General features: G+C 63.6%; 24 protein-coding genes. 10 read left to right on the top strand and 14 right to left on the bottom strand.

Annotation, left to right across the window (positions count from 1 at the left end):
- Positions 1 to 9: 9 nt before the first annotated feature.
- From LB526_RS16625 to LB526_RS16615, 3 genes are read left to right on the top strand one after another with little or no spacing between them, the layout of a single operon-like run.
- Positions 10 to 1,302: a M16 family metallopeptidase gene (locus tag LB526_RS16625; RefSeq protein WP_224628555.1), complete on the top strand. Its 1,293-nt coding sequence runs from the start codon at positions 10 to 12 to the stop codon at positions 1,300 to 1,302.
- A 15-nt stretch (positions 1,303 to 1,317) separates the two neighbouring features.
- The gene (locus tag LB526_RS16620) at positions 1,318 to 1,914 is read left to right on the top strand and encodes a GNAT family N-acetyltransferase (protein WP_140541542.1); all 597 of its coding nucleotides are present in this window, start codon (positions 1,318 to 1,320) and stop codon (positions 1,912 to 1,914) included.
- 2 nt (positions 1,915 to 1,916) lie between these two features.
- Complete coding sequence (locus LB526_RS16615; RefSeq protein WP_176476983.1) at positions 1,917 to 4,805, top strand: EAL domain-containing protein; 2,889 nt, start codon at positions 1,917 to 1,919, stop codon at positions 4,803 to 4,805.
- Between the two features lie 159 nt (positions 4,806 to 4,964).
- Here LB526_RS16615 and LB526_RS16610 read toward each other — a convergent pair whose 3' ends face one another.
- The gene (locus tag LB526_RS16610) at positions 4,965 to 5,573 is read right to left on the bottom strand and encodes a YqgE/AlgH family protein (RefSeq protein ID WP_095767156.1); all 609 of its coding nucleotides are present in this window, start codon (positions 5,571 to 5,573) and stop codon (positions 4,965 to 4,967) included.
- 125 nt (positions 5,574 to 5,698) lie between these two features.
- Between LB526_RS16610 and LB526_RS16605 the strand changes: the two genes are divergently transcribed.
- The 3 genes from LB526_RS16605 to LB526_RS16595 all read left to right on the top strand — a co-directional run bounded on the left by LB526_RS16605 (position 5,699) and on the right by LB526_RS16595 (position 7,694).
- Positions 5,699 to 6,505, top strand: a complete 807-nt coding sequence (locus tag LB526_RS16605) for a protein-disulfide reductase DsbD domain-containing protein (RefSeq protein ID WP_318012412.1) — start codon at positions 5,699 to 5,701, stop codon at positions 6,503 to 6,505.
- A 139-nt stretch (positions 6,506 to 6,644) separates the two neighbouring features.
- A complete protein-coding gene (locus tag LB526_RS16600) occupies positions 6,645 to 7,127 on the top strand; it encodes a peroxiredoxin (protein ID WP_224628553.1) in 483 nt (160 codons plus the stop codon).
- 90 nt (positions 7,128 to 7,217) lie between these two features.
- A complete protein-coding gene (locus LB526_RS16595; RefSeq protein WP_224628551.1) occupies positions 7,218 to 7,694 on the top strand; it encodes a DUF2938 domain-containing protein in 477 nt (158 codons plus the stop codon).
- 3 nt (positions 7,695 to 7,697) lie between these two features.
- Here the strand turns inward: LB526_RS16595 and LB526_RS16590 are convergent, their stop codons facing one another.
- The 12 genes from LB526_RS16590 to coxB all read right to left on the bottom strand — a co-directional run bounded on the left by LB526_RS16590 (position 7,698) and on the right by coxB (position 17,602).
- A complete protein-coding gene (locus tag LB526_RS16590; protein WP_224607592.1) occupies positions 7,698 to 8,291 on the bottom strand; it encodes a histidine phosphatase family protein in 594 nt (197 codons plus the stop codon).
- A 39-nt stretch (positions 8,292 to 8,330) separates the two neighbouring features.
- On the bottom strand, positions 8,331 to 8,861 hold the full coding sequence (gene rnhA, locus LB526_RS16585) for a ribonuclease HI (RefSeq protein ID WP_140847296.1): 531 nt from the start codon (positions 8,859 to 8,861) through the stop codon (positions 8,331 to 8,333).
- On the bottom strand, positions 8,858 to 9,820 hold the full coding sequence (locus LB526_RS16580; protein ID WP_224628550.1) for a homoserine kinase: 963 nt from the start codon (positions 9,818 to 9,820) through the stop codon (positions 8,858 to 8,860). Before LB526_RS16580 ends, rnhA begins: the two co-directional genes overlap by 4 nt.
- A gap of 6 nt (positions 9,821 to 9,826) precedes the next feature.
- Positions 9,827 to 10,831 (bottom strand): 4-hydroxy-3-methylbut-2-enyl diphosphate reductase, encoded by a 1,005-nt coding sequence (ispH, locus tag LB526_RS16575; RefSeq protein ID WP_140541535.1) that lies wholly within the window; start codon positions 10,829 to 10,831, stop codon positions 9,827 to 9,829.
- 137 nt (positions 10,832 to 10,968) lie between these two features.
- A complete protein-coding gene (locus LB526_RS16570) occupies positions 10,969 to 11,724 on the bottom strand; it encodes an SURF1 family protein (protein WP_224628548.1) in 756 nt (251 codons plus the stop codon).
- Positions 11,721 to 12,107 (bottom strand): DUF983 domain-containing protein, encoded by a 387-nt coding sequence (locus LB526_RS16565; RefSeq protein WP_224628546.1) that lies wholly within the window; start codon positions 12,105 to 12,107, stop codon positions 11,721 to 11,723. Before LB526_RS16565 ends, LB526_RS16570 begins: the two co-directional genes overlap by 4 nt.
- An 84-nt stretch (positions 12,108 to 12,191) precedes the next feature.
- On the bottom strand, positions 12,192 to 13,073 hold the full coding sequence (locus LB526_RS16560; RefSeq protein WP_140847288.1) for a cytochrome c oxidase subunit 3: 882 nt from the start codon (positions 13,071 to 13,073) through the stop codon (positions 12,192 to 12,194).
- Between the two features lies 1 nt (position 13,074).
- Complete coding sequence (locus tag LB526_RS16555) at positions 13,075 to 13,704, bottom strand: cytochrome c oxidase assembly protein (protein ID WP_095766766.1); 630 nt, start codon at positions 13,702 to 13,704, stop codon at positions 13,075 to 13,077.
- A complete protein-coding gene (locus LB526_RS16550) occupies positions 13,704 to 13,895 on the bottom strand; it encodes a hypothetical protein (RefSeq protein WP_140541531.1) in 192 nt (63 codons plus the stop codon). The genes LB526_RS16555 and LB526_RS16550 overlap by 1 nt, the downstream gene beginning before the upstream one ends.
- Entirely contained in the window at positions 13,892 to 14,836 is a 945-nt protein-coding gene (locus LB526_RS16545; RefSeq protein WP_224628543.1) for a heme o synthase, read from the bottom strand. The genes LB526_RS16550 and LB526_RS16545 overlap by 4 nt, the downstream gene beginning before the upstream one ends.
- 76 nt (positions 14,837 to 14,912) lie before the next feature.
- Entirely contained in the window at positions 14,913 to 16,562 is a 1,650-nt protein-coding gene (gene ctaD, locus LB526_RS16540; RefSeq protein WP_224628541.1) for a cytochrome c oxidase subunit I, read from the bottom strand.
- A gap of 38 nt (positions 16,563 to 16,600) precedes the next feature.
- Positions 16,601 to 17,602, bottom strand: coding sequence for a cytochrome c oxidase subunit II (coxB, locus tag LB526_RS16535; protein ID WP_411962584.1), 1,002 nt, complete (start codon positions 17,600 to 17,602; stop codon positions 16,601 to 16,603).
- 211 nt (positions 17,603 to 17,813) lie between these two features.
- Between coxB and LB526_RS16530 the strand changes: the two genes are divergently transcribed.
- The 4 genes from LB526_RS16530 to LB526_RS16515 all read left to right on the top strand — a co-directional run bounded on the left by LB526_RS16530 (position 17,814) and on the right by LB526_RS16515 (position 21,264).
- The gene (locus LB526_RS16530; RefSeq protein ID WP_095766761.1) at positions 17,814 to 18,353 is read left to right on the top strand and encodes an invasion associated locus B family protein; all 540 of its coding nucleotides are present in this window, start codon (positions 17,814 to 17,816) and stop codon (positions 18,351 to 18,353) included.
- Between the two features lie 77 nt (positions 18,354 to 18,430).
- Positions 18,431 to 18,898 (top strand): YbjN domain-containing protein, encoded by a 468-nt coding sequence (locus LB526_RS16525; RefSeq protein ID WP_224628539.1) that lies wholly within the window; start codon positions 18,431 to 18,433, stop codon positions 18,896 to 18,898.
- A gap of 99 nt (positions 18,899 to 18,997) precedes the next feature.
- Positions 18,998 to 20,410, top strand: coding sequence for a metalloprotease TldD (tldD, locus tag LB526_RS16520; protein ID WP_224628537.1), 1,413 nt, complete (start codon positions 18,998 to 19,000; stop codon positions 20,408 to 20,410).
- Positions 20,411 to 20,604: 194 nt separating this feature from the next.
- Positions 20,605 to 21,264 (top strand): transglutaminase-like cysteine peptidase, encoded by a 660-nt coding sequence (locus LB526_RS16515; RefSeq protein ID WP_224628533.1) that lies wholly within the window; start codon positions 20,605 to 20,607, stop codon positions 21,262 to 21,264.
- Positions 21,265 to 21,512: 248 nt separating this feature from the next.
- On the opposite strand, the gene LB526_RS16510 is transcribed toward LB526_RS16515, so the two are convergent.
- Complete coding sequence (locus LB526_RS16510; protein ID WP_224628532.1) at positions 21,513 to 24,347, bottom strand: caspase domain-containing protein; 2,835 nt, start codon at positions 24,345 to 24,347, stop codon at positions 21,513 to 21,515.
- Between the last annotated feature and the right edge of the window lie 139 nt (positions 24,348 to 24,486).

Raw genomic sequence — 24,486 nt, 5'->3', positions numbered from 1 at the left:
ACTTGCCATATGGGTGTTGAGGTAAGCCGTCTGTCGAACGGCCTGACAGTCGCCACCGAAACCCTTCCAAGCATCGAATCGGTTGCCCTTGGTGTCTGGGTCAAGTCAGGCGCCCGCAACGAGCGCGACGAAGAGCATGGCATGGCCCATCTGCTCGAGCACATGGCGTTCAAGGGCACGAAGCGCCGCAGCGCCTTCGAGATCGCCTCGGAAATCGAGAATGTCGGCGGCGAGATCAACGCCGCCACCAGCGTCGAGACGACCTCCTACTACGCCAGGGTGCTTTCCGACGACGTGCCGCTGGCGGTCGATATACTGGCCGACATCCTGCAGGAATCCGAATTCGATCCCGACGAGCTGGAGCGCGAGCAGCATGTGATCCTGCAGGAGATCGGCGCCGCGCACGACACGCCCGACGACATCGTCTTCGACCGCTTCACCGAAACGGCTTTCCGTCATCAGACCATCGGCCGCTCGATCCTCGGCACGCCGGAGACGGTCAAATCCTTCACCTCCAAACAGTTGCACAGCTTCATCGAGCGCCAATATGACGCCGAGCGGATGGTCGTCGTGGCCGCCGGCGACGTCAAGCACGACAATTTCGTGCACGAGGTCGAGAAGCGGCTTGGCGGCTTCCGCGCCAAGGCGGCGGGCAATATCCCGCAATATGCGCAATATGTCGGCGGCGACTTCCGCGAGGACCGCGACCTGATGGATGCGCAGATCGTGCTCGGCTTCGAGGGCCGCGCCTACCATGTGCGCGATTTCTACGCCTCGCAGGTGCTGTCGATGATCCTGGGCGGCGGCATGTCGTCGCGGCTGTTCCAGGAGGTGCGCGAGAAGCGTGGCCTCTGCTACTCGGTCTATGCCTTCCACTGGGGTTTTTCCGACACCGGCATCTTCGGCGTGCATGCCGCCACCGGGCAGAGCGACATCGCCAAGCTGGTGCCGGTGATCATCGGCGAATTGCAGAAGGCCGGCGAGAGCATCCAGCAGGACGAGCTCGACCGGGCGCGGGCGCAATATCGCGCCGGCCTGATCATGTCGGCCGAAAGCCCAGCGAGCCGCGCCTCGCAGATTGCCCGGCAACTGCTGTTGTTCGGGCGGCCGATTGCCAAAGAGGAATTGATGGAGCGGCTTTCGGCGCTGACCGTCGAGCGGCTGACCGATCTCTCCTCGCGGCTGTTCTCGACCAAGCCGACGCTTACCGCGGTCGGTCCCGTGGGCACGCTTGCGCCCTATGAGGCGATCCTCGAATCGCTTGCGGGCCCGCAGACGACGGCCCGCCGGCTCGCCGTCTGATCTTCGACCAAAACCGTGTTCGCGCTCCCTTTCTTTCGCCGCGACCTGCCGGCACTGAAGGGCGACAAGGTCACGCTGCGCGTGCCCTTGACCAACGACTATCGCGAATGGTCGGCGGTGCGCGGCGAAAGCCGCGCCTTCCTCGAACCCTGGGAGCCGCGCTGGCAGCCGGACGAGCTCGACCGCAATGCCTGGCGCCTGCGCATCAGCCGCTATCGCGAGGATTATGCCCAGGGCACGGCTATCGCCTTCTTCATCTTCGAAAAATCGAGCGGCAAGCTCGCCGGCGGCATCACGCTCGGCAACATCCGCCACGGCGTCGCGCAGAGCGGCCATATCGGCTACTGGATCGGTGAACGCTTCGGCGGCCGCGGCATGATGACCGAGGCGGTCAAGCTGGTGTCGCGCTTCGCCTTCGATACGCTGCGGTTGCACCGGATCGAAGCTGCCTGTATTCCCGAAAATGCCCGGTCGATCCGTGTGCTTGAAAAAGCCGGATTCCGGCGCGAAGGACTTCTGCGATCCTATCTCAGGATCAACGGCATCTGGCAGGATCACTACCTCTACGCCCGGATCGCGGACGATCCGCCGGGCGATGGAACGAAGGGCTGATTGTGACGAATTTTCCGCGATTAGCGTCGCTATTCGCCCTCATCATGACGGTCGTCGTCACGCTTTTTTCGGCCATGCCGGCTTTTGCCGTCGAGCCGATCAAGATCGCGCGCGACGACAAGGCGCTGGACCTATCGCGCGCCGTGGAAATCTACCGGAACCAGGGTGAAAATTTCCAGGTCTCGACGGCGCCCGGCCCCGACGGCATCGTGCGGCGCATCGAAGTGGAAGCCAATGATGCTCGCTCGAGCGGCGACTGGGCCGTCTTCGCGCTCGCCAACACCACCGACCAGCAGCTCGACCGGCTGATCGTCGCGCCGCATTTCCGGCTGGTGAATTCCGGCATCTTCTGGCCGGATCTCGGCTCCACGCGCATCGCCGCCATCACGCCCAGCGAGGGCTTCGCGCTCGACCGCCAGACAAGCCCCGACGCCGACGTGTTCCGGGTGACGCTGAACCCCGGAACGGTGGTGACCTTCATCGCCGAGCTCGCCTCGCCGAAACTGCCGCAGGTCTATCTCTGGGAGCCGGATTCCTACAAGGACTCGGTCAACTCCTACACGCTGTTTCGCGGCATCGTCATCGGCATTTCGGGGCTTCTTGCGCTGTTCCTGACGATCCTGTTCGTGGTCAAGGGAACCTCGATGTTCCCGGCGACCGCGGCGCTCGCCTGGGCGGTACTGGCCTATATCTGCGTCGACTTCGGCTTCCTCAACAAGATCATCGAGATATCGCCCGGCAACGAGCAGATCTGGCGGGCCGGCACGGAGGTGGCCTTGGCCGGAACCTTCGTGGTGTTCCTGTTCGCCTATCTCAACCTCAACCGGTGGCATGGTCATTTCAGCTACGGCGCGCTGGTTTGGATCCTCGGGCTGCTGTTGATCGCGGGGGTCGCCATCGTCGATCCGGCGGTCGCCGCCGGCGTTGCCCGCATCTCGTTCGCCGCCACCGCGCTCACGGGTCTCGGCCTGATCATCTTCCTCGGCATCCGCGGCTATGACCGCGCGATCATGCTGGTGCCGAGCTGGGTGATGGTGCTGCTATGGCTATGCGGGTCGTGGATGGCGATCACCGGCATGCTGGACAACGACATCGCCCAGCCGGCGCTGGGCGGCGGGCTGATCCTGATCATCCTCTTGATCGGCTTCACGGTCATGCAGCACGCCTTTGCCGGCGGCGCGCTGCATCAGGGCCTGTTCTCCGACCTGGAGCGGCAGGCGCTCGCCGTCGCCGGCTCGGGCGACATCGTCTGGGATTGGGACGTGCTGCGCGACCGCGTGGTGACTAAGCCCGACATCAGCCTGCAGCTCGGCCTTGCGCCCAACAGCCTTGGGGGTGCGGCCCGCAACTGGCTGCCGGTGCTGCATGCCGACGACCGCGACACGTTCCGCACCACGCTCGACGTGGTGCTGGAGCATAGGCGCGGCAAGGTAGCGCAGAACTTCCGCCTGCGCGGCGCCGACGGCCATTACCACTGGTTCTCGCTGCGCGCCCGCCCGGTGATCGGCTCCGACGGCGAGGTGATCCGCTGCGTCGGCACCATGATCGACGTCACCGAGCAGAAGAAATCCGAGGAAAGGCTGCTGCACGACGCCGTGCATGACAATTTGACCGGCCTGCCGAACCGCGAATTGTTCATGAACCGGCTGGAAGCGATCATCTCGATCGCCCGCACCGAGGAGAAGGTGCGCCCGACGGTCTTCATCATCGACATCGATCGCTTCAAGCAGGTCAATGACGGCCTTGGCATCTCCGCCGGCGACACCATTCTGCTCACTGTCGCGCGCCGGCTGCACCGGCTGCTCAAGCCGAAGGATTCGCTGTCGCGCTTTGCCGGCGACCAGTTCGCGCTGATGCTGCTTTCGGAACAGGACCCGGCCCGCATCGCTGCCATGGCGGACGCCATCAAGCACGCGATCAACAATCCGATCACCTTCGCCAAGCGAGAAATCGTGCTCACCGCATCGATCGGCCTGATCACCTGGACGACGGCGCAGACTTCGGCCGAGGACATGGTCAAGGACGCCGAGCTTGCCATGCACCAGGCCAAGCGTTTCGGCGGCGACAGGATCGAGCCCTTCCGTCCCGCCTTCCGCACCGTCGGCACCGACCGGCTGCAGTTCGAATCCGACCTTCGCCGCGCTATCGAGCGGCGCGAGTTCACGCTTGCCTACCAGCCGATCGTGCGGCTGGAGGATGGCAGCGTCGCCGGCTTCGAGGCGCTGCTGCGCTGGGACCATCCGCGCCGCGGCATGATCCCGCCGGGGGACTTCATTCCGGTCGCCGAGAATTGCGGGCTGATCGTGCAGCTCGGCCTGTTCGCCATGCAGCAGGCGGCCGAGGACCTCGCGACCTGGCAGAAGCAGATCGGCGACGCGCCGCTGTCGGTGTCGGTCAACCTGTCCAGCCGCCAGCTCATCCGCCGCGACCTGGTCAGCGACGTCCGCTCGGTCATAGCGCGCGCCAATCTGAAACCGCGCTGCTTCCGGCTGGAGCTCACCGAGTCCCTGGTGATGGACAATCCCGAGCAGACCGCGCATGTGCTGACCAAGCTGAAGCAGCTCGGCATCGGATTGTCGCTCGACGATTTCGGCACCGGCTATTCCTCGCTCTCCTACCTGACGCGCTTCCCCTTCGACACCATCAAGATCGACAAGAGCTTCGTCGACGACGCCACGCCGAAGCGTGCCGTGCTGCTCAAATCGATGGTCAACATGGCGCATGAGCTGGGGCTTTCGGTCGTGGCGGAAGGCATTTCGGATGAAAGCGACGCGCTGGAGCTGCGCCAGATGGGCTGCGAATATGTGCAGAGCTTCATGTTCGGCGCGCCGATGCCCGGCGACCAGGTGCTGAAGACGCTGAGGGAGCAGTATCCGCTGACCCAGGCTTAGAGGCCGTTTGGAAACTCTGCTCCTGCGGCCATCTGGATGCGCTTTCTGCGCTTCCGGTGCTCACGTGCGTTAAGCACGCTCCGCTCCGGTTCTCGAAATCACCACCATATGGCTGGCATGAGCGAGTTTCGAAACGGCCTCTGCGTCTGCTCGGGTAGGCTAAGCGTGCCCGGCGGCGGCGCTCAGATGGGCGAGGTCGATGCCGATCGAGGCAAGGATACGGTCGTATTTGCGCTCGATATCGGTGTCGAAGAGAAGCTCCGGCGTCGCCGGACAGGTGAGCCAGCCATTCTCGGAGATCTCCGTTTCGAGCTGGCCGGCGCCCCAGCCGGAATAGCCGAGCGCCATGAGGGCATGGCGCGGGCCGCGGCCGGTCGAGATGGCGCGCAGAATATCGACGGTTGCCGTCAGGCAGATATCATCGGAGACGTTGAGCGAGGATTCCACGCGATAGTCGCCCGAATGCAGCACGAAGCCGCGGCTGCGGTCGACGGGCCCGCCGTTGCGCACGACGAAATCGCGCGTATGCGCCGGCAGGCGGATCGCTTCCTGCTCGTTCATGATGCCGAGTTGCACAAGCAGGTCCGGAAACAGCATCTGCTGCGTCTGATTGATGATCAGTCCCATCGCGCCCTCGTCGCTATGGGCGCAGATGTAGATGACGGAGCGCGCGAAACGGTCGTCCTTCATGCCGGGCATGGCAATCAGGAACTGATCGTCGAGGAAACCGCGTCCGGCGGCCGACTTCTTGTGGCGCAGCAAGTCCATGGCCTCAGCGTAACGCGTTTCGGCAGCGCCGAAAAGATGGTGCCAGTCCCCGATGTCACGCAAATATGATACCGGGAGAGCGACGAAGTCATTGCGCGGCCAAGAACGGACGGTCAAATCACCGCATGCGATACATGAAATTACTGGTTCTCGGCGTCGTTTTCGGGTGGGCTACAAGCCCATCGGCCGAGGCCTCCTCCTCGAACTGGTACAACAGTGAAGGCGGCAAGGTTCGGCTGGTGACCACCGGCAAGCCCGACCAGGCCGGCAAGATCCACGGCGTGCTCGACATCGCGTTGAAGCCCGGCTGGAAAACCTATTGGCGCGATCCAGGCGACGCCGGCGTGCCGCCGCAACTCGACATATCGGGCAGCACCAATGTCGCCGACGCGCAATTGTCGTTCCCGCCGCCGCAGCGGCATGACGACGGCTACGGCAAATGGGCCGGCTACGATCGTCCGGTGTCGCTGCCGGTGACGTTCACGCTGTCTTCGCCCGACCAGCCGGCGACCATCGATGCCAATATCTTCCTCGGCATCTGCGAGACGATCTGCATTCCAGTGCAGACCCGGCTCAGCGTCGATCCCGGGTCCGACCCCGATAACGCGACCGACGCGGCCCTGGTGAAAACCGCACTTGCGACGCTGCCCTCCCCGGCCCGGTCCGATTTCGGCATCAGCGTGCTGTCCAGCGACCATGAGACCCTTGTCGTCCAGGCGCAGTCGCCCGGCGATCCGCAATCCGTCGATCTCTTCATCGCCGGCGAGCGCGACTACATGTTCGGCGCGCCGGTGCGCAGTCAGAAGGATGGCAAGCTCGTCTTCACCGTGCCGATCCTCGACCGGCCGTCGGCGGCGCCGACCGATGGCGGGCTGTATTACACGCTGACCAGCGCCGAGGGTTCGGTGGACGGGCTGCTGCCTTTCCCTTGATCCAGGGTCTTTCTGAGCCGCAATTCCGGACGGAAAACCGCTGCACACTTTTCCTGGAATTGCTCTGAAGAGTTGCCGGAGCCCGCGCAGTCCGATATCGAAGGCATCGATCCTTCCCATCCCCCAAGCGAGGCACCCCATGACCATTGCGGTTGGCGAAAAACTGCCCGAAGCGACCTTCAAGACCATGACCGCGGACGGCGCAAAGTCGATCACCGGCGATGAGATCTTCGCCGGCAAGAAAGTCGTGCTGTTCGGCGTTCCCGGCGCCTTCACGCCGACCTGCAGCAACAACCACCTGCCTGGCTATCTGGAGAATCATGACGCCATCCTGGCCCGCGGCGTCGACACGATCGCCGTCGTCTCGGTCAACGACGTGCATGTCATGGGCGCCTGGGCGCGGTTCACCGGCGGCGAAGGCAAGATCCTCTATCTCGCCGACGGCAGCGGCGATTTCGCCAAATCGGTGGGACTAGACAACGATCTGTCCGGGGCCGGCATGGGCCTGCGCTCGAAGCGCTTCTCAATGATCGTCGACGACGGCAAGGTCGTGGCGCTCAATGTCGAGACCAAGCCGGGCGTCGACGAGAGCGGCGCGGCAAAAATCCTCGAGCAGCTCTAGATCAGGTCAGGTTTCGTTGACCCATGATCTTGTCCGAAAACCAGTTCCACTTTTTGCGTTCGCTGACCTTCGGTTCGGGATCATGCTCTGATGTTTGACACCGTCTGGCGCGCAGTGGCGATCGGCGTCGGCGCCACAGTATTCATGGATGTCTGGGCGATCGTCCTCAACAAGGCGTTCGGCCTGCCATTGCCCAACTGGGGCATGGTCGGACGCTGGGTGCGGCATCTGCCGAAGAGGGTTTTTCACGACGATATCGGCAAGGCGGCACCTTATGCGCATGAAAAGGCGCTCGGCTGGGCATTCCACTACCTCGTTGGCATTCTCTACGGCGTGATCCTTGTCGTGCTCGCCGGCGCGGGCTGGCTGGCGGCGCCGACATTCCTGCCGGCCTTCATCCTCGGCATCGTCACGGTTGGGGCCGGCTGGTTCCTGCTTGCGCCGGGCATGGGCGCCGGCTGGGCGGCGTCCAAGCTTCCCAATCCGATGAAGGTGCGCGCGCTCAACCTCCTGGCGCACACGGTGTTCGCGCTCGGCATGTTCTCGACGGCGCTGCTGATCCGCTGACGATCAAATGCCGCTATGCGGCGCCAGTTCGTCGATGGGGCGCCAGCCGTGCAGGATGCGGCGAGCCTCAATGTCATAGGCGAAGTAATTGCCGCCGCCCGCCGGCTGATCCGCGATACGGCTGATCTCGCGGCCATCGAGCGAAAGCAGCAGAAGTGTTCCCACGCCTCCGTGGCCAATGAAAGCCACGTTGCCGGTGAGGCCGGTACCAAGCACGGCGTCGACTTCGCCCATGATGCGCTGCTGCGCGTCTATCGCCCTTTCCCATCCGCGGATGCTGTCATGCGGCCTGGCGAAGAACTCGTCGGCAACCGCTTCGAACTCCGGCGGCGGCAGGAAGCCCGTCGCCGACCGGTCGTTCTCGTGCATCCGCTCCCGCACCTCGACCTCAAGATGGAGGTGCTTCGCCAGGATTTCCGCAGTTTCGACCGCCTTGCGTTCAGCGGACGACACGATGCGCCCAATCGAGCCGATCCAGGGCTGATCGAGCATCGCAACCGCCCTTGCCCGGCCGATGTCAGACAGCCCCCATTCCGGCACCGGAATGTTGGCGTCGATCCGAACCTGCGGATGGGTAATGTAATAGGCGATCGGCAAGGCAAACTTTCTCCGATCAGATGCGGACTCGATGGCCGATCAGTAGCTCTGGGTCGAGCGTCGCGCCTTCGCAGCCGCCGGCCGCTTCGGCTGCGCTGCGGGCTGCGCCGCCAAAACAGGCTTCACCGGGCCCTTCTTGAACGGTGCCATGCCCTGCCGGGCCAGTTCGTCAGCGCGCTCGTTCTCCGGGTGGCCGGCATGGCCCTTAACCCAGTGCCAGACGACCTTGTGACGCCGGTTGGCCTCATCGAGCGCCTGCCAGAGCTCGCCATTCTTGACCGGCTTCCTGTCGCCGGTCTTCCAGCCGTTCTTCTTCCAGCCGTGGATCCATTTGGAGATGCCGTCCATGACGTATTTGCTGTCGGTGTAGAGGTCGACCGCGCAAGGCTCCTTCAGCGCGTTGAGCGCGGTGATGGCGGCCAGCAGCTCCATGCGGTTGTTGGTGGTCTCGGCCTCGCCGCCGGACAGCTCCTTGGTGACGCCGTTGTAGCGAAGCACTGCGCCCCAGCCGCCCGGCCCGGGATTGCCCGAGCAGGCGCCGTCGGTGAAGATCTCGATCTGCTTGTTCATGTCAGCCCGTATTCGGATGGCGACTTGATGGCGCGGTGGAAGCGCATGCGCCGGATATATTCGGTCGGATCGCGCTTCATCACCAGCCCGCCATCCGGAATAGTCAGCCAGTCATAGAGGCGGGTTAGCATGAAGCGCAGCGCCGAGCCGCGCGCCAGCATCGGCAGCGCCGCCTTCTCGTCGCCCTGAAGCGGCCGCACCGACTGGTAGCCGGCCAGCAGCGCCGTCCCCTTGGTCAGGTTGAAGGAAAAATCCTTCTCGAAGCACCAGGCGTTGAGGCAGGTGGCGACATCATAGGCGTAGAGGTCGTCGCAGGCGAAATAGAAGTCGATCAGTCCCGAAAGCTTCTCGCCGAGGAAGAAGACGTTGTCCGGGAATAGATCGGCATGGATGATGCCCTTAGGGAGGCCGGTGGGCCAATTGCGCTCGAAATCGGCGAAATCGGCATCGACCTCGGCCGCCAAGCCGGGCTCGACCTCGTCGGCGCGCTCGCGCGAGGCAGCCCAGAGCTTGCGCCAGCCCTCGATCGCCAGCGCGTTCGGCCTTCGCATCTGAAAATCCTGGCCGGCAAGATGCAGGCCGGCGAGCGCCTTGCCGACTTCGCCGCAATGCGCCGCCGTCGGCCGCCTGAGCGACAGGCCTTCGAGGAAGGTGATGATGACGGCGGGCCGGCCGGCCAGCGTGCCGATGACGGTGCCGTCATGCGCGGTGACCGGCAGCGGGCAGGAAATGCCTTTCCTGGCAAGATGGCCCATCAGGCCGAGAAAGAACGGCAGGTCGGCCTTGTCGACCCGCTTCTCGTAGAGCGTCAGGATATAGGAGCCGGTCGAGGCGTGGACCAGGAAATTGGAATTCTCGGTGCCTTCGGCGATGCCCTTGTAGGAGAGCAGCTCACCCACCGGATAGGCCTTGAGGAATGCGGTCAGCTCGCCTTCGCTGACGTCGGTGTAGACGGCCATCCGGTTTCACGCCGCTCCATTGACGAAGGCCATGTCGGCCGCCGTCAGTTCGACATCGCGCAAAACCCGCATCACCGGAAAATCCTCCGTTTCCGTAGCCGTGACGGCCAGATCGATGGTGACGTCGAAGCGTTGCCGGAACGCGTCAATGATCTCGTCGACGATGATTTCCGGCGCCGAGGCGCCAGCCGACAGGCCGAGCGTCCTGATCCCGGCGATCTCATCCCACGGAATTTCAGCGGCGCGCTGCACGAGAAGCGACATTGTCGCGCCGGCGCGCTCCGCCACTTCGACAAGGCGACGCGAATTGGACGAATTGGGAGCGCCGACGATAAGGAAAAGATCGGCGCCGGCCGCTGTCTCCTTCACCGCTTCCTGGCGGTTTGTGGTGGCGTAGCAGATCGATTCGGCCGCGGCCGCATGCAGTTCCGGAAACCGCTCCTGGAGCGCGCGAATGATGCCCGCCGTGTCCTCGACCGACAAGGTCGTCTGGGTGACGAAGCCCAGCGCCGAAGCGTCGACAGGCACGAAACGCGCGGCGTCAGCCTCCGTCTCGATCAACGTCACCGCGCCTTCCGGCAATTGGCCCATCGTGCCGATCACCTCCGGGTGGCCGGCATGGCCGATCAGGAGAACGTGGCGACCGAGGCGCTGGTGGCGCATCGCCTGCTTGTGCACCTTGGAGACGAGCGGGCACGTGGCGTCGAGATAGAAGAGATTGCGCGCCTGGGCGTCCGCCGGCACCGATTTCGGCACTCCATGCGCGGAAAAGACGACGGGCGACTGACGATGCTCCGGCGGAATCTCGGACAATTCCTCGATGAAGACGGCGCCCAGGCTCTGCAGCCCTTCGACGACGTAGCGGTTGTGGACGATCTCGTGGCGGACATAGACCGGCGCACCGTATTTCTTCAGCGCCAGCACGACGATCTGGATGGCGCGGTCGACACCGGCGCAGAAGCCGCGCGGCTGGCAGAGCCTGATCGTCAGCGGTGGCTTTTTCTGGGTCATGAATGCAAGGCCGATTCAGTCGGAACCAAGAACATGATGCCGAAAAGTGTGAAGCGGTTTTCGGACGACATCATGCTCTATCTGTTTGATTAGGCGAAATGAGGTGCGCACCCCTGCCCTGTCAAGAGCGAGCACGCTCACTGCTCCTTCGCCGGGCGGCGCAACCTCAGGATCAGCACGGCTGCAAGGGCGGCGGCCAGCCCGTACCACGTGACGGCATATTGCAAATGGTTGTTCGGCAGGTCGATGATGGTGACGCCACCGACCGGCAGGCCGCCAGGATTCGGCATCTTGTCGGCATCGACGAAGAACGGCACCAGCACGAACCCGGCAGGCAGACCGGCGGTCGCCGCCATGACGTCGCGGTCCTTCCAATAGAAGATGTTCTTGGCGACGTCATTGTCGGGAAGCATCATCGACGGCTTTGCAGGCAGCGGATTGCGGGCGAGTCCGGTCACCGTCACCTTGCCGGCGACTTCGCCCTGCCGGCGCTTGGAGGGATCCTTGAGGTCATAGGGAACGAAGCCGCGGTTGACGAGCACGAAGCGGCCGTCCTCGAGCTGCAGGGGCGTGTAGACGTTGAAGCCGCTGTCGCCTTGCCAGGTGGAAAAGAAGTGCCGCTCGCCCTGGTGCAGGAAAGTGCCTGTCACCGTCACGGGCGTGTAGTCGACATCGTGGGAAGCGGCGAATTGCTTCTCGACGTCGGTCAGCGGCAACGGCGCGGAATGCGTGCGCTTATCGATGGTCGCGAGCAGGTCCTCCTTCCAGTGCAAGCGCTGGACCTGCCAGGTGCCGAGCCCGATCAGGACGGCGAACAGGATGAGGCCGAGACCGATGAGCAACGCTAAGCGCGGCCGCGAACGGTCGGCAACCGAGCCTGTAGTCTCATTCATTCTTGGGATTCCAGCCTGCCTTCAGCGGCCTTCTTGGAATATTGCAAGGTGATCAGCACGCCCTTGATGAGGCGCAGCGCCGTCAGGCAGAGCACCAGCGCCAGCGGTATCCACAAAATGAAGTGCAGCCAGAGCGGCGGACTGAACGTCACCTCCATCCACAATGCGAGGCCGACGACGACAAAGCCGATGATCAGGATGACGAACACGGCCGGCCCATCGCCCGCATCGGCGAAGGAATAGTCGAGCCCGCAATTATAGCAGCGCTTGCCGACGGTGAGGAAACCCGAGAACAGCGTGCCTTCACCGCAGCGCGGACAGCGGCCATGCAGGCCGGCAGAAATCGGATCGATCAGTGGCCAGATCGCCTTGTCTTCACTCATGTTCTCACCGTAGACCTTTTTGCCCCAAAGAATAAGGCGGCCACGTCGCCGCAGCCGCCCTTTGGGATTTCGAAACCCGTCGGTTTAATGGCCTTCGATCAGTGCGCCGTTCGAGGCCCAGACATAGATGGCGCTGAACAGGAACAGCCAGACCACGTCGACGAAGTGCCAATACCAGGCGGCCGCCTCGAAGCCGAAATGCTGCTTCGGGGTGAAGTCGCCGCGCCACGCGCGGATCAGGCAGACCAGCAGGAAGATGGTGCCGATGATGACGTGGAAGCCGTGGAAGCCGGTGGCCATGAAGAAGGTGGCGCCGTAGATCGAATCCCTGAAGCCGAACGGAGCGTGCATATACTCGTAGGCCTGCACCATGGTGAACAGCATGCCGAGGCCGACGGTCAGCACCAGGCCGTTGATCAGGCCCTTGCGGTCGCCATGCAGAAGCGCGTGGTGCGCCCAGGTCACCGTCGTGCCCGACAGAAGCAGGATGATGGTGTTGTAGAGCGGCAAGTGGAAGGGATCGAGGACTTCAAGCCCCTTCGGCGGCCACACACCGCCGGTGAAGGCGGTGCGGGCATACTGGTTTGCCTCGCCGGGGAAGAGACTTGCGTCGAAGAAGGCCCAGAACCAGGCGACGAAGAACATCACCTCCGAGGCGATGAACATGATCATGCCATAGCGCAGGTGCAGCGAAACGACGCGCGTGTGGTGGCCCTCATGCGCTTCCTTGATGGTATCCGACCACCAGGCGAACATCGTGTAGAGCACGATGATCATGCCGATGAAGAATAGCCACGGATTGGCGATGTTGTGGCCGAAGACCGGGAAGTTGCCGCCCTTCAGATACTGCATCAGGCAAACACCGCCGATGGCGGTGACCAGCGCGCCGACGGAACCCAGGAAAGGCCAGGGGCTGGGGTTGACGAGATGGTAGTCGTGTTGTGGTTTTGCGTGCGCGTCTGCCATATCAACCCCCGAGGCTTGCGTCGGAATCTGGAACTTTGTTGCTGCTGCCAGCGGCCGGCGCCGAGGAGGCGACCGGCTGTTTGTTTTCGACCGGGAACATCGTGTAGGACAGGGTGATGGTCTTCAAGTCCTTGAGTTCCGGCACGTTGACGATGTCTGGATCGACATAGAACACGACCGGCATGTCCAGCGTCTCGCCGGGTTTCAGCGTCGTGTCGGTGAAGCAGAAGCACTCCACCTTGTTGAAATAGGCACCGGCCATTTCCGGCTGCACGTTGAACGAGGCGCGGCCGGTAATGGTGCGGTCGAACTTGTTGGTGGCGCTGTAATGCGCCTGCGCCGTCGCGCCGATCTTGATCGTCACCGAGCGGGCGACAGGCTCGAACTGCCATGGAATGCCGTTGGTGTTGGCATCGAAGCGGATGGTGATATCACGGTCGAGCACGCGGCCGGCATATTGCTTCTCGGCGCGCTGCGTGGTCCCGCCATAGCCGGTGACCTGGCAGAACATCTTGTAGAGCGGCACCGCCGCATAGGCCATGCCGACCATGCCGGTGAAGAAGGCGAGGCAGACGGCGGCGACGATGCCGTTGTTCACCTTGCGGGGCTTGCTGCTGGCCTCGCCGCCCATCAGCCGCCTCCCAGCAGGCCAGAGCCGGTGATGCTGGCTCCGCTGTGACCGAAGCGCACGATGGTGGCGGCATAGAAGACGACGACCAGCGCTGCCAACGCAAGACCGATGGCGATGGAGCGGTTGCGGCGGGCCTTCTGCTGGCGTTCGGTCAGCGTGACCAGTTCGAGTTTCTTGTCAGCCACGATCATGCTCCCCCCATCATGAGGGCGCGCCCGACCACGCAATCGACGAGATAGGCGGCAAAGATAGCGAAGAGATAGAGCAGCGAGTAGCCGAACAGGGCCTTGGCCGGCTTCATCGCGCGATCGTCGTCGGCCATGGCAAGCACTTTCCAGGCATACCAGACGAAGCCCGCGCCGAGGGCCGCCGAGACGACGCCGTAGCCGGCCGTGGTGTAGCCGAGCGCCCAGGGCAGCACCCCGACCGGCGCCAGGATCAGCGCATAGGCAAAAATCTGCCTACGGGTCGAGGCATGGCCGGCGACATTCGGCATCATCGGAATGCCGGCGCGGGCGTAGTCGTCGGATTTGAAGAGAGCCAGCGCCCAGAAATGCGGCGGCGTCCACAGGAAGATGATCAGGAACAGGATCACGCTTTCGAGGCTGACCGAGCCGGTCACGGCGGCCCAGCCGATTACCGGCGGGATGGCGCCGGCGGCGCCGCCGATGACAATGTTCTGCGGCGTCCAGCGCTTCAGCCACATGGTGTAGATGACGGCGTAGAAGAAGATGGTGAAGGCGAGAAGCGATGCCGCCAGCCAGTTGACCAGCACGCCGAGCGTCATCACCGACAGCACCGACAGCACAAGGCCAAAGCTCAACGCCTCGCCTGGGGTGACGCGACCGGACGGCACCGGGCGGCCGGCGGTTCTCGTCATCACGGCGTCGATGTCGGCGTCGTACCACATGTTGAGCGCGCCGGAAGCACCGGCGCCAATGGCGATTGCGAGGATGGCGATCACCGCCATGAGCGGATTGATGGCGACGGGCGCCGCGATCATGCCGACAAACGCCGTGAAGACGACCAGCGACATGACACGCGGCTTCAGAAGGGCGAAGAAATCGCCTGCGGTCGCTTCCGACATGCGAAAACCCGCTTCCTCCATCAATCTGTCTTCGGCAAGGGCCATGCGTACTTAAAGTCCATCATTCCGTTGGCCAAGACCGCCGGGCAAGCCGGCGGCCTCGTATGCGTCGGGACGCTGCCTACCTGATCTTCGGCAGCTGTTCCCATTGGTGGAATGGCGGCGGCGAAGGCAGCTGCCATTCGAGCGTGGTGGCACCCTCGCCCCACGGATTGGCGCCGGCGACGCGCTTCTTCTGGAAAGCCTCGAACACGCCGTAGAGGAAGATCGCGACGCCGACGGCTGCGATGTAGGAGCCGTAGGACGACACCATGTTCCAGCCCGCGAACGCGTCCGGATAGTCGACGGTACGGCGCGGCATGCCGGCGAGGCCGAGGAAGTGCTGCGGGAAGAAGATCAGGTTCACGCCGACGAAGGTGACCCAGAAGTGGGTGTTGGCGATCACCGGCGAGTACATGTAGCCGGTCATCTTCGGGAACCAGTAGTACCAGCCGGCGAAGATCGCGAACACGGCGCCCAGCGACAGCACATAGTGGAAGTGGGCGATGACGAAATAGGTGTCGTGCAGCGAGCGGTCGAGGCCGGCATTGGCCAGCTGAACGCCGGTGACGCCACCGATGGTGAACAGGAAGATGAAGCCCAGCGCCCACAGCATCGGCGGCTTGAAGGAGATCGAACCGCCCCACATCGTGGCGATCCAGGAGAAGATCTTCACGCCGGTCGGCACCGCGATGACCATGGTGGCGAAGACGAAGTAACGCTGCGTGTCGAGCGACAGGCCAGTCGTGTACATATGGTGCGCCCAGACGATGAAGCCGACGGCGCCGATCGCGACCATGGCGTAGGCCATGCCGAGATAGCCGAAGACGGGCTTCTTCGAGAAGGTCGAGACGATATGGCTGACGATGCCGAAGCCCGGCAGGATCAGGATGTACACTTCGGGATGGCCGAAGAACCAGAACAGGTGCTGGAAGAGGATCGGGTCACCGCCCTGGTCCGGCACGAAGAAAGCGGTGCCGAAATTGCGGTCGGTGAGAAGCATGGTGATGGCGCCCGCCAGGACCGGCAGCGACAGAAGCAGCAGGAAGGCGGTGATCAGCACCGCCCAGGCAAACAGCGGCATCTTGTGCAGCGTCATGCCGGGAGCGCGCATGTTGAAGATGGTGGTGATGAAGTTGATGGCGCCGAGGATCGACGACGCGCCGGCGATGTGGATCGACAGGATCGCCAGGTCCATCGCCGGGCCTGGCTGGCCGGACGTCGAGAGCGGCGGATAGATGGTCCAGCCGCCGCCGACGCCGAAGGCGCCCGGCGCGCTCGGCACGAACATCGAGGAGAGCAGCAGGATGAAGGCAGGCGGCAGCAGCCAGAACGAGATGTTGTTCATGCGCGGGAAGGCCATGTCCGGCGCGCCGATCATGATCGGCACCATCCAGTTGGCGAAGCCGCCGATGAGCGCCGGCATGACCATGAAGAAGATCATGATCAGGCCGTGCGCGGCGCCGAAGGCGTTGTACATGCTCTTGCCGCCGTCGATGGCGGCGTCGCCCTGCATGCCGTAAACCATCTGGGCCAGGCCGCTGAAGATCTGGATGCCCGGCTCCTGCAGCTCCATGCGGATGGCGACCGAGAGCGCGCCGCCGACGATGCCGGCCATGATCGCAAAGATCAGGTAGAGCGTGCCGATGTCCTTGTGGTTGGTCGAGTAGACCCACCGGACCCAGCCATGCGGCCTGTGGTCGCCGTGATCGTGAGCTGCAGCCTCTGCCATGTTCCGCTCCGTTCCCTAAATCTTGCTAACCCGCGGCATCAGTTGCCGGCGGCCGCTACCTTGTTGGTACCATCGATCTCGGCCATCAACGCCTTGTTGGCGGCAGGCACGTCGGTCTTGGCCGTATCCAGCCAGGTCTTGAACTGCGCATCGGACACGACGCGCACGGCGATCGGCATGAAGGCATGGTCCTTGCCGCAGAGCTGCGAGCACTGGCCGTAGTAGAGGCCTTCCTTCTCCGCCTTGAACCAGGTCTCGTTGGTGCGGCCGGGGACGGCATCCATCTTGATGCCGAAGGACGGCACGGCGAAGGAGTGGATGACGTCGGTGGCGGTGATCAGCACGCGGGTCATGGTGTTGACCGGCACGACCAGCTCGTTGTCGACCGCCAGCAGACGCGGATAGCGGGCGCGATCTTCCTTGCCGGCCTTGGCGCGGTCGGCATCCTGGAGAACCGCCGAATTGAAGGAGAAGGTCTTGTCGACCTGGTACTCGTAATCCCAGTTCCACTGGTTACCGGTCGCCTTGACGGTGAGCTTGGCTTCCTCCGGCGGCGTGTACTGCGCGGTGAGCAGTTGGAAGGAGGGAATGGCGATGAGCAGGAGCACGATCACCGGCCCGACGGTCCAGATCACCTCGATCAGCGTGTTGTGGCTGGTCCTGGACGGCACCGGATTGGCGCTTGCGCGGAACCTGACGATGCAGACCAGCAGAAGCACCAGCACGAGGATGGTGATCGGGACGATGAACCACATGGTGTAGTTCCCGAAACGCTCGATCTGCCGCATCATGTCGGTCGCGGGCGCCTGGAAGGTCATCTCCCATTCCCGCGGCTGGTCGGCACGAGCCGCCGCACTGGAGAAGAGCACGGCCGAAGCTGCCGTACCTGCCAAGAATTCAGCGCTTGCCAGGAATTTCCTCATCGCCCTCTCGTCTCCCACTTCCCGCGATCTGGTCGCACCAATAACGGACGACACCGGAATTGGGAATCCCGGGCTGTCCCGAGGCTGGTTCAAACCATACTCTATTTCCCTCCGCAAGAAAGGAGCGGAGGAAACCGTGCGGCATTTTTGCGCGCAGGCCGAAGGCTGCGTTCGGCGCCCGCCATGCTATATGCGCGACGGTCGCAATTCGGGCGAATTTGCTTTGGAAAAGCATGCAATTGCCGGTATCGGGGCGGACCGGCGGAGGTCTCGTCCTTTACTTGGCCCCGGCGCGGCTTAAAGTGCCGTGATTCGCAATGGAGCCGTTATGACTTCCTGGCTTTCGAGAACCCTGGCGAAGGTCGTCCTTGCCGTCGCCTTGCTCGGTGTCGGCGTAGCCGTCGGCGCCCCCGCCTCGCCTAACGACGCCAAGCCGCCGAGCGGCACGGTGAAGTCGACGCATGGCGCGTGGTCGATCATCTGCGATACGCCTGCAGGTGCTACCTCAGAGCAATGCGTGATGATGCAGAACGTCGTCGCCGAGGACCGCCCTGAAATGGGGCTTTCGGTCGTGGTGCTGCGCACAGCCGACAACAAGGCCGAGATCCTGCGCGTGCTGGCGCCGCTCGGCGTGCTCCTGCCCAACGGGCTTGGCCTCAATGTCGACGGCAAGGATATCGGCCGCGCCTATTTCGTGCGCTGCTTCCAGGACGGCTGCTACGCCGAGGTGATCCTTGAAAAACCGCTGCTCGACACGCTGAAGAGCGGCACGTCGGCCACCTTCATCGTGTTCCAGACGCCTGAGGAGGGCATCGGCATTCCCGTCGACCTCAAGGGCTTTGCGGACGGCTTCGCCGCCCTACCTTGATCTTCTTGCCCATGCACCGCGGTCATTTCCGACGCTGAGGTCGGATGGCGAATGCGGATTTGGCGGCAGGAGGCTCCATGCGCACGTCATTGTCCGCTTTCATCGCTGGGCTGGTGCTGGCCGGTGCGGTTTCGGTCGCCCGGGCCGAGGACGACGAAATCCTCCAGAGGCCCGACCCGGCGGCGATCCTCGATATCGCCAAGGGCTTCGGTTCCGCCAGGATGGGCAAGGACGACAACGGCGATCCGATGATTTCGGGGCGGATCGACGGCGTTAAATACCTGATCTATTTCTATAGCTGCGAAGACCGCGAGAACTGCAAGTCGCTGCAATTCGCGACCGGCTACGCCGACCCGCTTACCGCTGACCAAGCCAACGCATGGAACGCAAAATACCGGTGGGTGAAGGCCTATGCGGGCGACGGCTCGAATTTCAGGATGGATGTCAGCTTTGCCGGCGGCATCACCAGGGCCAATCTCGAGGAGCAGTTTTCCAATTGGAACGCGATGGCCGGCAACATCAAGGACTTCGTCAGCGGCAAGTGATGGCGGCGCAATCGTCGCCTTGACCCAGTTGGCGATTGTGCGACGGCGGCTTCGCGCCTACATGCCGAGGAACGATTTGTTTCCACGAATGGATTTGCCATGAACAGCCTGATCGGCCAATTCGACATTTCCGACGATCGCGTCAAGGAGATCGTCACCGAGACCATCAAGGGCGCCGACGACGGCGAGCTGTTCCTCGAATACAGCGAGAGCGAAGCGCTGATGTTCGACAATGGCCGGCTGAAGACGGCCAATTTCAACACCGACCAGGGGTTCGGCCTGCGTGCCGTGGCCGGCGAGGCCAGCGGTTATGCGCATTCGAGCGATCTCTCCGAAGCCTCGCTCTTGCGCGCGGCCGACGCAGTCTCGGCTGTCAAAGGCGGCTATTCCGGCACATTGGCCGGAGCGCCCGCCCGCACCAACCGCCATCTCTATGGCGACGAGAACCCTATCCCCTCGCCTTCCTTCGAGGCCAAGGCCAAGCTGTTGCAGGAGATCGACGGCTGGCTGCGCGCGAAGGATCCACGCGTGCGCCAGGTGACGGCGTCGCTTGCCGCCTCGTGGCAGCATGTCGAGATCGTGCGCGGCGACGGCCAGATTGTGCGCGACATCCGCCCGCTGGTGCGGATCAACGTTTCCGTGGTGGTCGGCGACGGCGACCGGCAGGAGAGCGGCTCCTACGGTATGGGCGGCCGCAAGAGCTTTGGCGAATTCGTCGGCGAGGAAAGCTGGAAGCATGCCGCCGGCGAGGCGCTGAGGCAGGCGCTGGTCAATCTGGAAGCGGTTCCGGCGCCGGCGGGCACGTTCGACATCGTGCTGTCCAGCGGCTGGCCGGGCGTGATGCTGCACGAGGCGGTCGGACACGGGCTCGAAGGCGACTTCAACCGCAAGAAGACATCGGCTTTCGCCGGCCTGATGGGCCAGCAGGTGGCGGCAAAGGGCGTCACGGTGGTCGATGACGGCACCATCCCCGAGCGGCGCGGCTCGCTCACTGTCGACGACGAAGGCACGCCTTCGGCGCGCAACGTGCTGATCGAAGACGGCATGCTGGTCGGCTATATGCAGGACCGCCAGAACGCCCGGCTGATGGGCATGAAGGCGACCGGCAACGGCCGCCGCGAAGGCTACGCGCACCAGCCGATGCCGCGCATGACCAACACCTATATGACCTCGGGCGACATGGAGCCCGAAGAGATCATCGCCTCGGTCAAGAACGGCATCTACGCCGTTTCCTTCGGCGGCGGCCAGGTCGACATCACGTCGGGCAAGTTCGTGTTCGGCTGCACCGAAGCCTACATGATCGAGAACGGCAAGGTGACGCAGCCGATCAAGGGCGCAATGCTGATCGGCAACGGGCCGGACGCCATGCACCGCGTCAGCATGATCGGCAACGACATGAAACTCGACACCGGCATCGGCATGTGCGGCAAGGCCGGACAGGGCGTGCCCGTCGGCGTCGGCCAGCCGCATCTGCGGATGAACCAGATGACGGTGGGCGGCACCAGGGTTTGAGGTCTATCGTCCACCGCCTGACAAACGACCATCCCGAGCATTTCGCGCGCGCCAGGCGGTTGATTCCGGCTTGAATGCATCCTCCACCTTGAAGTGAACACAATCGTGTTAGGACATTATTAATTGTTTAATTGGCGGGGCGGGCGTTTGCGCACTAGCTTGTCGCCAGTCTTCTCGTTGCGGTGGTGTCGGCAATGCAGCGTTCCCCTGGCGTCCTGACTTCTTCTTTCCTCATTGGTCTCGTTTCCCTGGTTGGCGCATCATCGCTGCAAGTCGGCCCTGCAGCGGCGCAGTCGTCGCTGTTCAAGCTAGCGGCTGCGAGCTCCGCCGCAGTCGGCGGCAGCACCAGCGTCCCATATGGCTGGCTCGATTTCTGTCATCGCCGGCCGAAGGAATGCAAAGTGCCTGCCCTGCCCGCCACAAGCGTCAGACTGACCGCGCAGAACATGAGCATTCTCAAGCGGGTAAACCAGAAGGCGAACCGTTCCATCAAGCCCGTCAGCAATTACGACCACTGGGGCACGACGATGGACCACTGGGATTATCCGACGGACGGCAAGGGCGACTGCAAGATCTACGCGCTCTACAAGCGCAAGCTGCTCCAGGAAGCAGGCTTCCCCCGGCAGGCGCTGCTGATGACGGTGGTGCGCGATCTCCACAATGAGGGCCACACCATTCTGACGGTGAAGACCGACAAGGGCGATCTCGTGCTGGACAATCTGGTCGACGAAATCCGCCCCTGGAACGCCACCGGCTATTATTTCCTGAAACGCCAGTCGCAGCAAAACCCGAACACCTGGGTGTCGATCAACCAGCGCGGCGGCACGGCGAAACGGCTGTCTCCGAGCTCGTAAGGGCCAGAGCGTTTCACGGAAACGGCGAGCCGCTCCATCTCCCTGGGTTGCAATTCCGCACGGAAGGCTATGACGAAGTCGAGCCCGAACCTTTCACCTTTTCACGCAATCGCTCCCGGCGTGACCAGAGCGGTCTTGTCTGCTTTGACGGACTGATCCGTCACATTCTCTACCTCGCGAATTCATAGGCCGGAAAATCCGGCCCATGAACGGGTGTTGCCGCCCGCGGCCAGGCAAGCCTTGCTGGCCTACTGCTGGCAGGGCGGCTCGCCAGGACGCCCGCAGGTCGGCTTCTTGTTTCCCTGCGGCGGCTGCTCCTTGGGCTGCTGCGGCAGGCGCCGTTCCTGTATCTGAGGCTGAGGCCGTAGCTGCTGCTGCAAGCGTCTTTCTTGCATCTGAGGCTCAGGCCTCAACTGCTGCAGGCGTCTCTCTTGTATCTGAGGCCTTGGCTGCGCCTGGAACTCCGGCCTTTGCGGCCTGAGCACCTGCACGTTCGGCCTTTCCTGCTTGAAGTTGCGCTGGACGTTGGTGCCTGCGCCGGCGGAACCTTCTTCGCCGTTCGGCAGCCTGCGGAACTTCCTGTTTTCATTGGCCGAACCCTGATTCTGGTCGGAGAACACACTCGGATTGTTTCTCCTGAGCCGCTCCTGCACGCTCGCCCGGTTTTCGGCCGGCGCGCCGTTGACGGTCGGCAGCTTGCGGAACTTCTTACCTCTATCGCCTCCGTTGACCGAGCCTTGATCGCTCGGGCTGACAACTGTCGGGCCTGCCGACAGATCCTTGCGCGTCAGCTTCCTCGGTCTGCCTTCGTTCTGGCCGGACAACGCATTCGGATTGTTCTTCCCGAACCTCTGCTGAGCGCTCTGCCCGTTCTCGCCTGGCGCGCCATTGACGGTCGGCAGCTTGCGGAGCTTCTTACCTCTATCGCCTCCGTTGACCGAGCCTTGATCGCTCGGGCCGACAGCTGTCTGGCCTTCCGACAGATCCTTGCGGGTCAGCTTCCTCGGCCTGCCTTCGTTCTGGCCGGACAACGCATTCGGATTGTTCTTCCCGAACCTCTGCTGGACGTTCTGCCCGTTCTCGCCCGGCGCGCCGTTGGCGGTCGGCAGCTTGCGGAACTTGTTCTTCTTGCCCTGATCGTTGACGGCTCCGTTCTGCTGGCCGTTGCCGGTAACGGGGGCGCCGGCATTCCCGGTAGCCTGCTGGTTGCCACTCACCGTGCCTTGCTTGCCCAGCATCTTCCTGTTGGGCGCGTTCTGGCCGTTGAGCACCGGCTTGCCGTTGACGAGCGGCAGCGCTTTGCCGTCAGCTCCCGGCAAGGCATGATCGGTCGAGAGCTTGCCCATCGTCTTCGCCTGCGGCGTCGCACCCGGTTGCTGGCCCTGCGTGACAGCCTGGCCCGGCTTCAGCGATTGCGGCGTCGCACCGGGCTGCTGGCCCTGCGTGGCAGCCTGGCCCGGCTTCAGCGGCTGGCCGCCCTGGTTTTGCTTGAACAGCATCGCCCTTTTCTGCAGCACCGGCGGCAGCGCCACCTTGGCCGCTAGCGCGGCCGCGCCCGCACCAACCGCCATCTTCCGGCCGGTGGTGAGGCCGCTCGGTGCATTGGCGCTCGGCTGTCCGGCCTGATTGGCCGGCTCGTTGTTGATCGTCGTGTTGTTGTTGATGACGGTCGTGTTGTGAATGTTGTTGAAGATGATGTCGTTCGGCGGCGGCACGATGTCACGCGGCGGCCTGACCCAGACCGGCACGGGGACGAAGACCGGCGTCGGCAGGATGTAAACATCGACCGGCGGCGGGGGCGGCGGCAGCACGACGAAATCCGGCGGCGGCGGCGGCAAGAATATCACGTCGATCGGCGGCGGCGGCTCGAAGTCGAAATCGGGATCGTCGAAATAGAGCACCGGCCTGTCGACATAGATAATTTCCTCCGGCGGCGGCGGCGGCACGTCGTAGACGATGACGGTGAAGCTCGTCGGTGGCTCGAGCTCGGCGTCGAAATGCTCCAGCCGGCGGCGCGCGTCCCAGGCATGCAGCCCGTGCGGATAGCGCTCGAGGTAGGACCAATAGGCCTCCGGCGTATCCCGCAGCCATGTTTCGCGCCAGGTGATCGCCTCGCGCCGCGCCGCGATGATGGCCCGCACACGCTTGGCCATTGGATCGTGCGGATAGGCGACGAGGAATTCCTCGTAGCCGCGCATGGTATCGCGGTCGAGTGCCGCGACATAGGCGTCATGCGCATTGAAGTCGCGGATCGGCCTGGTCCGGTTGGCCCGTTCTTCGGCCTCCGAAACCTTCGGCGGCGGCGCGTCCGGAGCGCGTTCGAAGAAGACGAAGGGCGCGCTGATCTTCGAAGCGTCCCACGGGACTTCGGCGCCTTGCGTCACCTCGTTGACGCGTAGCCGCGTGCGGTCGAAAACATCGTCAAGCGACAAGCCGCCTTCGCGCATCATCTCGGCGAGCGCCTGAGCATAGGCGCCGTAGGGGCCCTTGCCTTCCGGCGCAACCGTTCCGGGCGCCGCGTTGAACGCAATCAGCATGTTGGGATCGGGGTCGACCAGCGCGAGACCGCCGGCCAGCGGCTGGCTCATTTTCGGAAGAGCATTCGGCCGGGCCGCATCGAGGACGACGATATTGACCTTCGCCGGCAGCCCCGCCAGAGACCTGGTGATATCGGAGAGCCGCATGGCCTGCAGCGGCACGTCGGCCGGATTGGCGATCTGGGCGTCGACCGGCAAGAAATAGTTCTCGCCTTCGAACTGCACGCCGCGGCCGGCGAGGTATACGAAAACGGTCGCGTCCGGGCCGGCGGCGGAAACCTTTCCAAGGAAATCGCGCAGCGCGCCACGCAACGATTCCTGGTCGACATCGCGTGCGCCGACCACATCAAATCCTGCTGCCTGCAGGGTCTGCGCGATCAGGCCGGCGTCATTCGCGGAGGTGACCAGCGCATCCGACGGATAGGCGGCGTTGCCGATGACGAATGCGAGACGTTTCTGCTGTTGGGCGAGCGCACCCGTCGTGGACGCGACGGCGAACGCGATGAGAACGACGACAAGGCCGATGACTTTCCGAAGCGAGCGCATTGCAATCCGCCATCCTTGTCCGCCATTCCTCCAACGCGATAACGCCGGAGAGGCAGGAATGTTTCCCTAACCGCAGAATTAAGACCCTGCAAAAAGGCGGCTTTAGGGCGCAATTTCGTCGAAAGAACAGAGGCTTCAC

Source organism: Mesorhizobium sp. CA6, assembly GCF_020165035.1.
Lineage (GTDB): Bacteria > Pseudomonadota > Alphaproteobacteria > Rhizobiales > Rhizobiaceae > Mesorhizobium.
The sequence above is the reverse complement of the archived record's forward strand: the minus strand, read 5'-3'. Positions and strand labels throughout refer to the sequence as shown.